Origin of the sequence: Mesorhizobium sp. M0626, from assembly GCF_040320665.1 — a bacterium.
In the GTDB taxonomy this organism is placed as follows: domain Bacteria; phylum Pseudomonadota; class Alphaproteobacteria; order Rhizobiales; family Rhizobiaceae; genus Mesorhizobium.
Genome location: NZ_JAMYQD010000006.1, coordinates 161,008 through 173,533, shown reverse-complemented (window position 1 = coordinate 173,533; position 12,526 = coordinate 161,008). Strand labels below are relative to the sequence as shown.

The following is a 12,526-nucleotide window of genomic DNA, read 5'->3' as shown; positions in this document are numbered from 1 at the left end:
CTGAATTCCGGCCTTTATGTGAAACGCTCGTCACAGTCGTGGGCAAGCCGGAGCTTGACGCATTGGCGAAATGCAACTATGGAACGCCAACTTTTCCATAAGGCCGCCTGACTGAAACCGCGCGCCACCCGGCGCGGGCGAACAAGGTTTGGCAGGCTAGACAGAACTGAAGGTTAGAACCATGTCCCGCACCTGCGAACTCACTGCCAAGGCAGTCCAGACCGGCAACAATGTGAGCCACGCCAACAACAAGACCAAGCGCCGCTTCCTGCCGAACCTCGTCAATGTGACGCTGATTTCGGAAGCGCTGAACCAGAATGTGCGCCTGCGCATTTCGGCCAACGCGCTGCGTTCGGTCGAGCATCGCGGCGGCCTCGACGCCTTCCTGGCCAAGGCCGACGCCAAGGAATTGTCGCAGCGCGCGCGGCTGCTGAAGAAGCAGATCGCCAAGAAGCTGGCCGACCAGCCCGCCGCTTAACGATATCAAGGCGGGGGACGACCGCCCTGAGCATCGGAGCAATCCGATGCTCAAAACTTCTAAGGCAGCAGCATCGGAGCAATCCGATGCTCAAAACTTGCAAGGCAGCGCGATCCGGATTTCGGCTAGCGCCTGGCTGGTTCCATTACCCAGGATAAAAAAATGACTTCCTTCTCGCGATATCTGCCCTTTGTGGCCGCCATGGCGCTTGTCGTCGTGGTATCGAACATCCTCGTGCAGTTCCCGATGCAGGGTCAGGCCGGCGGTCTGTCGCTGGCCGACATCCTGACCTGGGGCGCCTTCACCTATCCCTTCTCCTTCCTGGTCACCGACCTTGCCAACCGCCGCTACGGCCCGACGGTGGCGCGCCGCATCGTCTTTGTCGGCTTCATGACCGCGGTGGTCTGCTCGATTCTCGTCCCGCCCTTCCTGTTTCGCCACGGCCTGATCGAGTTCGAGACATCAGCCGACCGGCTGGTGCGCATCGCCGCAGCTTCCGGCGCGGCCTTCCTTTGCGCGCAATTGCTCGACGTCACCGTGTTCAACCGGTTGCGCCGGCAGAGCTGGTGGCGCGCGCCGATCGTCGGCACGCTGGTCGGCTCGGTGTTCGACACCCTGGTGTTCTTCAGCATCGCCTTTTCGGCCGCCTTCGCTTTTGCCGGCCCGAACGACAGTTTTGCGCTGGAGACGGCGCCGCTGATGGGCGTGCTGCCGGTCGAGACCATGCGCTGGGTCTCCTGGGCGCTGGGCGACCTTTCGGTGAAGCTGATCATCGCTGTTGTGGCCCTGATCCCCTACCGGCTGCTCGCCGCCCACTGGAGCCAGCCGGCCGTGGCTGTCTAGGCCGTGATCCCTTGGGTCCAGCTCGGCTCGGCCAAAACGCCTGACGGCGGACAGGAACTGCGCCTTAAGCAGCGCGGCAGCGAATTCTCGATCATGCTCGGCACCAATGAGCTGATGAACAGCCGCCTCAGCGGCTCCGAAGAAGCGCTGGCCAAGCTCTCCTGTGAAAAGATCGGCGGCCGCGCCCAACCGAAAATCCTGATCGGCGGCCTCGGCATGGGTTTTACGCTGCGCGCTGCGCTTGCCCAATTGGGCGCCGACGCAGGCATCACCGTTGCCGAGCTTGTCCCCGCCGTCATCGCCTGGGCGCGCGGCCCCATGGAGGCGGTCTTCGCCGGCTGTCTCGACGATCCCCGTGTGACGGTTCGCGAAGCCGACGTCGGGCACATCATAAGATCCGACAAGGCAGCCTGGGACGCCATCCTGCTCGATGTCGACAATGGCCCCGAAGGCATCGTCTACAAGGGCAACGACGCCCTCTATGGCGCTGCCGGGCTCGGCGCGGCGCGTGCAGCGCTCAGGCCCGGGGGCGTGCTGGCTGTTTGGTCGCAAGGCCCCGATGCCGGCTTCACACTTAGGCTCAAGCAGGCGGGCTTTGTCGTGGACGAGGTGAAGACGCGCGCCAATGGCAAGCGCGGCGCGCGCCACGTCATCTGGATCGCCACCAAGCCTTAGGGCTCTCAATCCTGGTGCAGGATGAATTCCAGATAGAGGTTGCGCTGCAGGATCGAGTGGTTGTCGTCCGAGATCAGCGACACCATCAGCGCCCCGTCATCGCGGGTCCAGACGTCGAGTCCTTCCATATTGTCGATCTGGTAGCCCATGTCGGCTTCCATCAGCACCGGCCCGTCGGCAACCGCGCCCTTCTCGACGCTTTCGCCATAGATGCACCTTAGCCGCATCCTGACACCGCCGGCCATCGAGAAACTGCGCTCCAAAAGCAGCAGGTCGCCATCCGGCAGGAAGGCGCCGTCAGTGATGTCGAAATCACCGTTGCGCTTGACCGTGAAGACGCCCTTGTGCGGCCCTTCGATGATGGCGGCATAGATGTTGCCAGCCTTGTCCAAGCTCTTTTCCGAGACCACGACGAGGCCGCCCTCGTGCTGGCCGCTAGGATTGGTGTGGGTGACGGTCTCGAAACCGCGGTTCTGTCGCAGTTCGCGGGCTGGAATCAGAAAGTTCAGTTGCTTGAACGGCGCCGTCATGTTGCTGGGGTCGATCTTGAACTGGGCGACGCGGTGATCGCGCTCGAAGCCGACGGTGGCGATGCCGTCCTTGACTGCAAGGCCCTCGGCATCGACTTCCCATTTCCTGTCGATCGGCCGGCCCTTCTCATCGACCATCTGCTGCATGCGGAAATTCTGGATGCCGGACGGCCGCTTGTCGGCATCATGGGTGATCGAGCCGAAGAACCAGAAGCCCGTATCGGCGACGCCGATGAAATCGCTACCGGGTTTGACGAACCGAAATGCCGACAGCGCGCCGAAATCGCGCGTCGTCGAGTTCATCTCAAGACCGCCGACGAATTCCAGCGGCCCAAACTGCTTGTCGGCGCTGCCGATATGGAAGGTGGTGATCGGCCGCGCCGAGACTTCGACCGGCTCGACCGCGCTTGGGCCGGCGGCGATGGCCGGCGCAAACGCCATGCCGGACAAGGCAGTGACCGCGAAGAGCATCTGCCGAAACCCGCCGCGCAAAAAAATCATCCGGCGCGCCGGTAGCCGCCGCGGCGTGTATCGCGCACGTTTTCCTCGGCGAACAGCGAGGCCAGCTGCTCGGTCATGGCGCCGGCCAGTTCCTCGGCATCGACGATGGTGACGGCGCGCCTGTAATAGCGGGTGACGTCGTGGCCGATGCCGATGGCCAGAAGCTCGACCGGCGAGCGCGTCTCGATCAGCTCGATGACGGCGCGCAGGTGCCGCTCGAGATAGTTGCCAGGATTGACCGACAGCGTCGAATCGTCAACCGGCGCGCCGTCCGAAATCATCATCAGGATCTTGCGCTGTTCGGGCCGGGCGATCAGCCGGTTGTGCGCCCATAACAACGCCTCGCCGTCGATGTTTTCCTTGAGCAGGCCCTCGCGCATCATCAGGCCGAGATTGCGCCGGGCGCGGCGCCACGGATGATCGGCGGATTTGTAGATGATGTGGCGCAGATCGTTGAGCCGGCCGGGGTTCGGCGGCTTGCCGTCCTTCAGCCATTTCTCGCGCGCCTGTCCGCCCTTCCACGCCCGCGTGGTGAAGCCGAGGATCTCGACCGAGACGCCGCAGCGCTCCAGCGTGCGCGCCAGAATGTCGGCACAGGTGGCGGCAACCGTGATCGGCCGGCCGCGCATCGAGCCCGAATTGTCGAGCACCAGCGTCACCACCGTGTCGCGGAATTTGGTGTCGCGCTCCTGCTTGAACGACAAGGGCTGCATCGGATCGATGACGACACGAACCAGGCGTGCCGGATCGAGATACCCCTCTTCGAGGTCGAAATCCCAGGAACGGTTCTGCTGCGCCATCAGGCGGCGCTGCAGCCGGTTGGCGAGCCGGCCGACGACGCCGGAGAGATTGGCCAGTTGCTTGTCGAGGAAGGCGCGCAGCCGGTCGAGTTCTTCTTCCTCGCACAGCTCTTCCGCACCGACGGTCTCGTCGAAGGCGGTGGTGAAAACCTTGTAGTCGATCTCTTTCGGCAGGTTGGCGAAGGGGTTGTTGTTACGGCGCGCCTCGCCCGGCGTTTCGGCGTCTGCATCGTCATCGTCGGAAAGATCGTCGGCAGTGGCGTCGGAGGCCTCAGTCTCGGACGACTGTTCGTCGTCGGCCGAGGCCTCGGCATCCTCGGATTGCGACTGCTCGGAGCCGGAATCCTCTTCGCCGCCCTCCTCGCTCTGCTCCTCGCCTTGCGGCTGGTTGTCGTCATTGTCCTCGGAGTCTTCGGTCTCCTGATCGTCGCCGAGTTCCTCGGCCATCTCCATGGACGCCAGCATCTCACGCACGACGCGGGCGAAGGCCTGCTGGTCGCCAAGCTTGGCCGACAGTCCGTCGAGATCGGCCTTGGCTTTTTCCTCGACCCAGGGCCGCCAGAGTTCGACCAGCCGCTCGCCGCTCTTCGGGATCGGCCGCCCGGTCAGCTTCTCGCGCACCATCAGCGCCAGCGCTTCCTCGATCGGCGCGTCGGCCTTGTCCTTGACGTCGACAAGGTTGGCCTTGGCGTATTTGTCCTCCAGCATGGAGCCGATATTGTCGGCGACGCCCTGCATGGCGCGGCTGCCGATCGCCTCGACGCGGGCCTGTTCCACGGCGTCATAGATCGAGCGCGCCAGCTTGCCTTCCGGCGCCAGTTTGGTGTGGATACGCTGATCGTGGCAGGCGCGCTTCAGCGCCATGGAATCGCCCAGGCCACGAGTAATCGCGATGTCTGTCTTGGACGCTTTCTTCGGCAGTTCGGGCAGACGGGCGCGGCTGCCGGCGAGCGCCGGGCGGTCCTTGGCGAAACCGACTTCGAGCTCCTTGTCGCCGGCGATGGCGCGCATGCAGACGGTGACGGCACGCTTGAAGCTGTCGGCTTCAGACCCCGTCTTCGACTTGTTGCGCGTGTTGTCGCCCGGACCCGCCATCGAGGCTCTGCTCAGCCCAGCACCACGTTGGCGGCGCTCTCGGGCAAATCCTCGCCGAAGGCGCGCTGGTAGAACTCGGCCACCACCGAACGCTCCAGCTCGTCGCATTTGTTGAGGAAGGTCAGCCGGAACGCCATGCCGATATTGCCGAAGATCTCGGCATTTTCGGCCCAGGTGATGACGGTACGCGGGCTCATCACGGTCGACAGATCGCCATTGATGAAGGCCGAGCGCGTCATGTCGGCGACGCGCACCATCTTGTTGACGATGTCCTTGCCCTTGCCGTCGCGATAGTGCTTGGCCTTGGCCAGCACGATGTTCACCTCATTGTCGTGCGGCAGGTAGTTCAGCGTGGTGACGATCGACCAGCGATCCATCTGCGCCTGGTTGATCTGCTGCGTGCCGTGATAGAGGCCGGTGGTGTCGCCGAGGCCAACGGTGTTGGCGGTCGAAAACAAGCGGAACGCCGGATGCGGGCGGATGACCCTGCTCTGGTCGAGTAGCGTCAGGCGGCCCGACGATTCCAGCACGCGCTGGATGACGAACATCACGTCCGGACGGCCGGCATCGTACTCGTCAAAGCAGAGCGCGACATTGTGCTGGTAGGCCCAGGGCAGGATGCCGTCGCGGAATTCGGTGATCTGCAGGCCATCCTTGACGACGATGGCGTCCTTGCCGACGAGGTCGATACGGCTGACATGGCTGTCGAGGTTGACGCGCACGCAGGGCCAGTTAAGGCGGGCGGCGACCTGTTCGATATGGGTCGATTTGCCGGTGCCGTGATAGCCAGACACCATGACGCGGCGGTTGTAGGCAAAGCCGGCAAGGATCGCCAGCGTCGTCGCCTTGTCGAACAGATAATCCGGATCGATGTCCGGCACATGTTCCGAGGTCACCGAATAGGCCGGCACCACCATCTTGGACTCGAAGCCGAATTTGTCTTTCACCGACACCGTCGTGTCGGGCAAATTGGCGATGTCGCGATCGACCTTGTTCATCTCTATCCAAGTCTCCACGGGCGAAATGCCTGATTTCGCCGGCAATCGATTTTGTCCGGGGGCGGTCTTAGAGCCTTTTCCACCCTTATGAAAGTTGGAAAACGACACGAACCGTTAGGTTGCTCAGCACAAACCCGCCTGCTTGAGCACGCGATAGGCCTGCAGCACATCGCGGAACCGGTCTTCCGAACCTCTATCGCCGCCATTCGCATCCGGATGGTGGCGCTTCACAAGTTCCTTATAGCGCGCCTTGATGTCCTTGCCAGTCGCCTTCGTATCAAGGCCAAGCGTTTCCAGCGCCTTGGCCTCAAGCGGCTTGGCCTTGCGTTCGCGCGCCTCGCGCGGGTCCTTCGGCCCTTTGAACAGATCGAAGGGATCGCGCATGCGGTTGTAATAGCCGGCGCGACCGGAACGCTGCTGGGCGAAATCGGGCGAGGAGCGCGTCGAGGCGCCGGCGACGCCCATCTTCCATGTCGGCCGGTGGCCGGTCATCGCTTCCTTCTGGAAGCGGGCTATCTCGGTGTCCGGCACGCCGGAGAAGTAGTTGAAACCCTTGTTGTATTCGCGCACATGATCGAAGCAGAACTGAAAATACTCGCCTTCCTTCATGCGTCCGACCGGCGCCCGGTGGGTACCGGCCTCCTTGCAGCCGTCCCACTGGCAGATCGGCGAGTGCGACTTCAGCTCCGCATCCTTGTCGGGACGGACCCGAATTTTCTCGAAATATTTGGGGTACGGTTTCATCTCACCCATTTATGGGCTGTTCGCACGTGCGAAACAAGAATTGACATTTTCGCGATCATCGCCCTAACCGCTGAATCGCGGCATAAAGCAGGGCGAATGGCGATTTTTGAGGCGGCCCGGCGGGATCGATCCCGATTTCCCGATCACGCCTTGCAGATATGGTGAAGGGAGATGGCGATGTCCATACAGGCGACGATGGAAGACAAGCTGAACAAGGCGTTTTCGCCGGAGCGGCTGGCGATCGTCAATGAAAGCCACCTTCATGCCGGTCATCACCACCACGGCTCCGACGATCACGGTGCCTATGACGGCACCGGCGAGACGCATTTTCGCGTCCGCATCGTCTCATCCGTCTTTGCCGGCATGAGCCGCATCGACCGCCACCGCGCCGTCAACGAATTGCTCGCAGCGGAGCTGCAAGCCGGCGTCCATGCGCTGGCAATCGAACCGGCTGCACCCGGCGAAAAGACCCGTTGGTAAGTCTCTCCGCCTCAGATCACCGCTTCGATGAGAAACGGTCCCGGACGCGACAGGGCACTGTCGAGCAGCGCGTCGAACCGCTCGCACGTGTCGGCGCGGGCCGCCTCGACGCCCATGCCTTTGGCCAGCGCAACCCAGTCCAGCGCCGGATGGTCGAGATCGAGCATGCGCCTAGCGTTCTCGCCGATCTCATTGACCCCGACATTCTTCATTTCGCCATGCAGGATGGCGTAGGTCCGGTTGGAAAAGATGATGGTCACGACGTCAAGCTTTTCCCTGGCCTGGGTCCACAGTCCCTGCACCGTGTACATGCCGCTGCCGTCGGCCTCGAGATTGATCACCTTGCGGTCCGGGCAGGCGATCGCTGCTCCTGTCGCCATCGGAATGCCGCCGCCGATCGATCCGCCCGTACCCATCATGTAGTCGTGCGGCGCCGCAAAGGCGGATAGCGCGAAGAACCGTCTCGCCGAGGTGACCGCTTCGTCGCAGACGATGGCATTGGCCGGAAGTTTGCGCGCCACCGACAGCGCGATGGCATCGTCCGTCAGTCTGCCGCTCAGCGTCGGTTCGTCTGGAAAGGCGGTTGCGGCGGCGAATTGCTGCGTCGGCTTGATGCCGACCTCGGCAGCCAGCGCCTCCAGCGCCGCTTTCAGATCCTGGCCATGCGCCGCCAGCGAAAGCACCTTGCAATCGTCCCGAACCAGCCGCCCGGGCTTGCCGGGATAGGCGAAGAAGGCAACCGGCTCCTTGGCGCCGACCAGCACCAGCAAGTCGATATCCCGGAGCATGGCCGTCGCCGCATCGACCGGATAGGGAATGCGGGTCGGGGCGAACCGCCCGCGGCCGCGCTGCATGCGGGCGATCAGAACCTCACTGAACAGCCTGACATCGCTTCCCGATGACATTCTCCCTGCGATTTCAAGTCCATCGGCGCGCGCCGCCTGCCCACGCACCACCATGCCGACACGGCCCGGCGCGGCGCGGATTGCTTCGGCGATCGTGCGCACAACAGCCATGTCGACGGCGGGCGGCGGCTCCAGCTTCACCTTGCCAGGCGAAATCGCAGCAACTTCGCCCCAGGCGGCATCCGCAGGCAGGATCAAGGTCGTGACGCCAGGCGGCGTGAGTGAGGCGCGGAAAGCCGCCTCTGCGGCCGGCACAATATCGGCCGGCCCCTTGACGCGGCCAACCCAGTTCGACATCGGCGACGCCAGGCCTTCAATGTCGCTGGTCAGCGGGGCATCGAGCGGCAGATGGTAGGAAGCATGGTCGCCGACAATGTTGATCATCGGGCTGCGCGCACGCCTTGCGTTGTGCATGTTGGCCAAACCGTTGGCGAGACCCGGTCCGGTATGCAGCAACGTTGCTGCCGGGCGGTCGGTCATGCGCGCATAGCCGTCGGCGGCGCCGGTCACCACGCCCTCGAACAGGCCGAGCACGCAGCGCATCTGAGGTTTGCGGTCCAGTGCGGCAACGAAATGCATTTCGGATGTGCCAGGATTGGCGAAGCAGACCGTGACGTCATTGGCCAGGAGCACGTCGCACAGCAGATCGGCGCCATTCATGATTTTCTTTCCCAATCGACAACTCAGGAACAATTGCACCTGTAGCCGCCGGGTCGGCAATGTCCCGCCGGGGCTTTTGGTCTGATCCAGGACGCCTCGCGGGGATCGGGGATCAACCGACGGTCCATTCAGGAAGGCCAGCATCGCGGCGGTCAACGCGTCGCCGTCCTCGCCGAAGTCGTGATTGATCGACATATGCGTGTAGGCGTTGCCGTCGAACAGCGTCACTTCAGTGCCGATGGCGCGCAGGCGTTTGGCAAAGCCTTCGATTGGTCGTCGCGGCCTTCGGCGCGCGAATAGGCGATGAAGGTCGGCGGATGCTTGTGTCCATCGAGATAGCTGGCCGGCGACAACGCCGCCCATCAGCGCCGCAGCACCGGGCAACCCGCCATTCCAGCCACTCCGAATGTTTCCTCCCAAGCCTTCTACCCGGATTGCAGCCACTCTCCTTCATGTGAAGGGAACCAACAATGCTTTCCGACAGTTGAAGGTGATGAGGCGATTGGAATCCAGATCGGCTCCGAGGGCAGAACATCATGCGTGCAACCCAATCCGACGTCTTCGATCTTTTTTCGGAAATTTATGCCAATGCGGCGGACGAAGAGGTCAGCATCCAACAGTATCTTCTTGCCTGTCGGGAAGACAAATCGATGTACGCTTCGGCTCCCGAAAGGATGGTCGACGCAATCGGCGAACCAAAACTGGTTGACACCAGCAAAGACGAGCGGCTCGGCCGCATTTTCTCGAATCGGACCCTCAAGGTCTACCCTCATTTTTCCGACTTCTATGGAATGGAGGATACGATCGAGCGCATAGCCGGGTATTTCCGCTATGCCTCGCAGGGTCTCGAAGAACGCAAGCAGATCCTCTATCTCCTCGGCCCGGTCGGCGGCGGCAAATCCTCTCTGGCCGAGCGCCTGAAGAAACTGATGGAGCAGCGCCCGATCTACACGCTGAAGGTCGGCAACCAGATCAGCCCGGTTTTCGAGTCGCCGCTTGGGCTGTTCCATCCCGATCACATGGGTGATCTGCTAGAGGATAAATACGGCATAGCCCGGCGCCGGCTGAACGGATTGATTTCGCCATGGGCGGCCAAGCGCCTCGACGAATTGTCTGGCGACATCTCCAAATTCAGCGTCGTCAAGCTGATGCCTTCGCGGCTGCGCCAGATCGGCATTGCCAAGACCGAACCTGGCGATGAGAACAATCAGGATGTCTCGGCCCTGGTCGGCAAGGTCGACATCAGGCAATTGGAAAATTTTAGCCAGTCCGACCCCGATGCCTATTCCTATAGCGGTGGCCTGAACCGGACCACGCAAGGTCTGCTTGAATTCGTCGAGATGTTCAAGGCACCCATCAAGGTTCTGCATCCGCTGCTGACCGCGACACAGGAAGGCAGCTACAACGGCACTGAAAATTTCGGCGCCTTTCCCTACCAGGGGATCATCGTCGCCCATTCCAACGAGTCGGAATGGCAACAGTTCAAGAGCAACAAGAACAACGAGGCGTTTCTCGATCGCATCCTGGTGGTCAAGGTACCCTATTGCCTGCGGATCACCGAAGAGAGGCAGATCTATGAGAAATTGCTGCGTGAGAGCGAGTTGGCCGCCAGCCCCTGTGCCCCTGAAGTTTTGGACATCCTCAGCCGCTTTGCAGTTTCGACGCGCTTGGCCGAGCACGACAACTCGCCGCTCTACACCAAGATGCGCGCCTATGACGGCGAAAATCTGAAGGAAGTCGATCCCAGGGCAAAGTCGGTCCAAGAATATCGCGACGCCGCCGGCGTCGATGAAGGCATGACGGGCGTCAGCACGCGCTTTGCCTTTAAGATCCTTTCGCAGACATTCAACTTCGATAATGAGGAGGTGGCCGCCGATCCTGTGCATCTGATGTACATTCTGGAGGAGGCGATCAAGCGGGAGCAGTTCCCGAAGGAAACGGAAGCGGCCTATCTTGAATTCATCAAGTCGGAGCTTGCGGCGCGCTACGCCGAGTTCATCGGCCACGAAATCCAGAAGGCCTATCTGGAGTCCTATAGCGAATACGGCCAGAACCTCTTCGACCGCTACATCGCCTATGCGGATGCCTGGATTGAGGACCAGGACTACAAGGACCCCGACACCGGCCAGATCCTCAACCGGGAGATCCTGGACAACGAACTTTCGCAGGTCGAGAAACCGGCAGGCATCGCCAATCCCAAGGACTTCCGTAACGAGGTGGTGAAGTTCACTCTGCGCGCTCGCGCAAGAAACCACGGCCGCAACCCGTCATGGACCAGCTATGAAAAACTGCGCGAGGTCATCGAGAAGCGGATGTTCGGACAGGTCGAGGACCTCTTGCCGGTGATCAGCTTCGGCTCCAAGCAAGACAGCGTTACGGAAAAGCGCCACAACGAATTCGTGCAGCGCATGATCGAGCGTGGCTACACAGAACGGCAGGTACGCCGGCTGGTGGACTGGTACATGCGGGTGAACAAGGCGGGTTGACAGAGCCGGATGGTTCCATGCCGATCTTCATCGACCGTCGCCTGAACCCCAAGGACAAGAGCCTTGGCAATCGACAGCGCTTCCTCAGGCGTGCTCGCGAGGAGTTGAAGCGGAGCATTCGCGATCAAATCCGCACTGGCAGGATCGCCGACGTGGATACCGAGCACGCCGTGCCCATGCCTGAAAGGAAAACGGCCGAGCCGAGCTTCAACGATGACAGGGCCAGCGGACGGCGCCGACACATCCTTCCGGGCAACAGGCATTTTTCCCCTGGAGACCTGCTCCCGAAGCCGCATGGGGGCGGCGCGGCGTCGTCGCCAGGAAACACGGCGTCGGAAGACGATTTTCGTTTCGTGCTGTCACGCGAGGAGGTGCTCGAACTCTTTTTTGAGGATCTCGAACTGCCCGACCTGGTTAAGCTCAATCTCAAGGAAATCCTTGCCTTCAAGCCGCGCCGGGCCGGCTTCGCGGCAACCGGTTCCCCGACCAACATCAATGCCGGCCGCACCATGCGCAACAGCCTAGGCCGGCGCATTGCGCTGAGGCGCCCCACGCAGCAGGAACTGGAGGCGATCCTCCGGGAAATCGTCACGCTTGAGTCGGCCCCGGCCGGCGCGGCGGTGCGCCAGCGCATCGCGGAATTACGCGACGAGCTTGACCGGCTGGAGCGACGGCGCAGGCGAATTGCCTTTGTCGATCCGGTCGATATCCGATTCAACCGCTTCGACGCCCGGCCGGTGCCGAATGCCAATGCCGTCATGTTCTGCCTTATGGACGTGTCCGGATCGATGGGCCAACGCGAAAAGGACTTGGCCAAACGCTTCTTCGTGCTGCTGCACCTGTTCTTGAAACGGCGCTACGAACGCACGGAGATCGTCTTCATCCGCCATACCCATGAGGCGCACGAAGTGGATGAGGACACGTTCTTCTACAACACGCAGAGCGGCGGTACGATCGTCTCCACCGCGCTCGACGAAATGCACCGCATTATCGGCCAGCGCTATCCTGCCAGCGAGTGGAACATTTACGCCGCGCAGGCCTCTGACGGGGACAATTTCACCACCGATTCCGAGCGATGCATAGAGCTCATGAACGGCAAGCTCATGCGCCTGTGCCAGTATTTCGCCTATGTCGAGATCATCGACGAACGCGAGAGCCACATATTCGGTGCTACCGAAAACGGGACGTCGCTTTGGCGCGCCTACAGTACGATCGAGCTGAAATGGCCCAACTTCCAGATGAGCCGCATCGCTGCTCCCGCGGATATTTACCCGGTCTTCCACCGGCTCTTCGCCAGGCAGCCGGCGGCCATCAAGAGCGCTTGAGAGAGA

General features: G+C 62.0%; 11 protein-coding genes. 6 read left to right on the top strand and 5 right to left on the bottom strand.

Annotated features, from left to right (window positions below):
• Positions 1-181: 181 nt before the first annotated feature.
• The 3 genes from rpmB (at position 182) to NKI37_RS09480 (ending at position 1,996) form a co-directional block, all read left to right on the top strand.
• Positions 182-478 carry a 50S ribosomal protein L28 gene (rpmB, locus tag NKI37_RS09490; protein WP_023670682.1) on the top strand — a complete coding sequence of 99 codons (297 nt, stop codon included), beginning with the start codon at positions 182-184 and terminating at the stop codon, positions 476-478.
• A gap of 162 nt (positions 479-640) precedes the next feature.
• Positions 641-1,321, top strand: coding sequence for a queuosine precursor transporter (locus NKI37_RS09485; protein ID WP_023711707.1), 681 nt, complete (start codon positions 641-643; stop codon positions 1,319-1,321).
• Between the two features lie 3 nt (positions 1,322-1,324).
• The gene (locus NKI37_RS09480) at positions 1,325-1,996 is read left to right on the top strand and encodes a polyamine aminopropyltransferase (RefSeq protein WP_023711706.1); all 672 of its coding nucleotides are present in this window, start codon (positions 1,325-1,327) and stop codon (positions 1,994-1,996) included.
• A gap of 5 nt (positions 1,997-2,001) precedes the next feature.
• Here NKI37_RS09480 and NKI37_RS09475 read toward each other — a convergent pair whose 3' ends face one another.
• The 4 genes from NKI37_RS09475 to NKI37_RS09460 form a co-directional block, all read right to left on the bottom strand.
• Positions 2,002-3,027 carry an esterase-like activity of phytase family protein gene (locus tag NKI37_RS09475; protein ID WP_023711705.1) on the bottom strand — a complete coding sequence of 342 codons (1,026 nt, stop codon included), beginning with the start codon at positions 3,025-3,027 and terminating at the stop codon, positions 2,002-2,004.
• Positions 3,024-4,922, bottom strand: coding sequence for a cobaltochelatase subunit CobT (gene cobT / locus NKI37_RS09470; RefSeq protein ID WP_023714985.1), 1,899 nt, complete (start codon positions 4,920-4,922; stop codon positions 3,024-3,026). Before cobT ends, NKI37_RS09475 begins: the two co-directional genes overlap by 4 nt.
• A gap of 11 nt (positions 4,923-4,933) precedes the next feature.
• Positions 4,934-5,920 (bottom strand): cobaltochelatase subunit CobS, encoded by a 987-nt coding sequence (gene cobS, locus NKI37_RS09465; RefSeq protein ID WP_023670677.1) that lies wholly within the window; start codon positions 5,918-5,920, stop codon positions 4,934-4,936.
• Positions 5,921-6,043: 123 nt separating this feature from the next.
• Positions 6,044-6,673, bottom strand: coding sequence for a J domain-containing protein (locus tag NKI37_RS09460; protein WP_032887126.1), 630 nt, complete (start codon positions 6,671-6,673; stop codon positions 6,044-6,046).
• A gap of 168 nt (positions 6,674-6,841) precedes the next feature.
• Between NKI37_RS09460 and NKI37_RS09455 the strand changes: the two genes are divergently transcribed.
• Entirely contained in the window at positions 6,842-7,144 is a 303-nt protein-coding gene (locus NKI37_RS09455; RefSeq protein WP_023670675.1) for a BolA family protein, read from the top strand.
• A gap of 11 nt (positions 7,145-7,155) precedes the next feature.
• On the opposite strand, the gene NKI37_RS09450 is transcribed toward NKI37_RS09455, so the two are convergent.
• The gene (locus NKI37_RS09450; RefSeq protein WP_023701378.1) at positions 7,156-8,709 is read right to left on the bottom strand and encodes an acetolactate synthase large subunit; all 1,554 of its coding nucleotides are present in this window, start codon (positions 8,707-8,709) and stop codon (positions 7,156-7,158) included.
• Positions 8,710-9,245: 536 nt separating this feature from the next.
• On the opposite strand from NKI37_RS09450, the gene NKI37_RS09445 reads away from it, so the two are divergent.
• Complete coding sequence (locus tag NKI37_RS09445; protein WP_023714986.1) at positions 9,246-11,195, top strand: PrkA family serine protein kinase; 1,950 nt, start codon at positions 9,246-9,248, stop codon at positions 11,193-11,195.
• 17 nt (positions 11,196-11,212) lie between these two features.
• Positions 11,213-12,520, top strand: a complete 1,308-nt coding sequence (locus tag NKI37_RS09440; RefSeq protein ID WP_023686733.1) for a YeaH/YhbH family protein — start codon at positions 11,213-11,215, stop codon at positions 12,518-12,520.
• The last annotated feature ends 6 nt before the right edge of the window (positions 12,521-12,526 follow it).

Excerpts from the sequence above, each read along its gene's own strand:
- NKI37_RS09450 (WP_023701378.1), bottom strand. The coding sequence starts at position 8,709 with ATGAATGGCGCCGATCTGCTGTGCGACGTGCTCCTGGCCAATGACGTC.
- rpmB (WP_023670682.1), top strand. The coding sequence starts at position 182 with ATGTCCCGCACCTGCGAACTCACTGCCAAGGCAGTCCAGACCGGCAAC.
- NKI37_RS09445 (WP_023714986.1), top strand. The coding sequence starts at position 9,246 with ATGCGTGCAACCCAATCCGACGTCTTCGATCTTTTTTCGGAAATTTAT.
- NKI37_RS09455 (WP_023670675.1), top strand. The coding sequence starts at position 6,842 with ATGTCCATACAGGCGACGATGGAAGACAAGCTGAACAAGGCGTTTTCG.
- NKI37_RS09460 (WP_032887126.1), bottom strand. The coding sequence starts at position 6,673 with ATGGGTGAGATGAAACCGTACCCCAAATATTTCGAGAAAATTCGGGTC.
- cobS (WP_023670677.1), bottom strand. The coding sequence starts at position 5,920 with ATGAACAAGGTCGATCGCGACATCGCCAATTTGCCCGACACGACGGTG.
- cobT (WP_023714985.1), bottom strand. The coding sequence starts at position 4,922 with ATGGCGGGTCCGGGCGACAACACGCGCAACAAGTCGAAGACGGGGTCT.
- NKI37_RS09475 (WP_023711705.1), bottom strand. The coding sequence starts at position 3,027 with ATGATTTTTTTGCGCGGCGGGTTTCGGCAGATGCTCTTCGCGGTCACT.
- NKI37_RS09440 (WP_023686733.1), top strand. The coding sequence starts at position 11,213 with ATGCCGATCTTCATCGACCGTCGCCTGAACCCCAAGGACAAGAGCCTT.
- NKI37_RS09485 (WP_023711707.1), top strand. The coding sequence starts at position 641 with ATGACTTCCTTCTCGCGATATCTGCCCTTTGTGGCCGCCATGGCGCTT.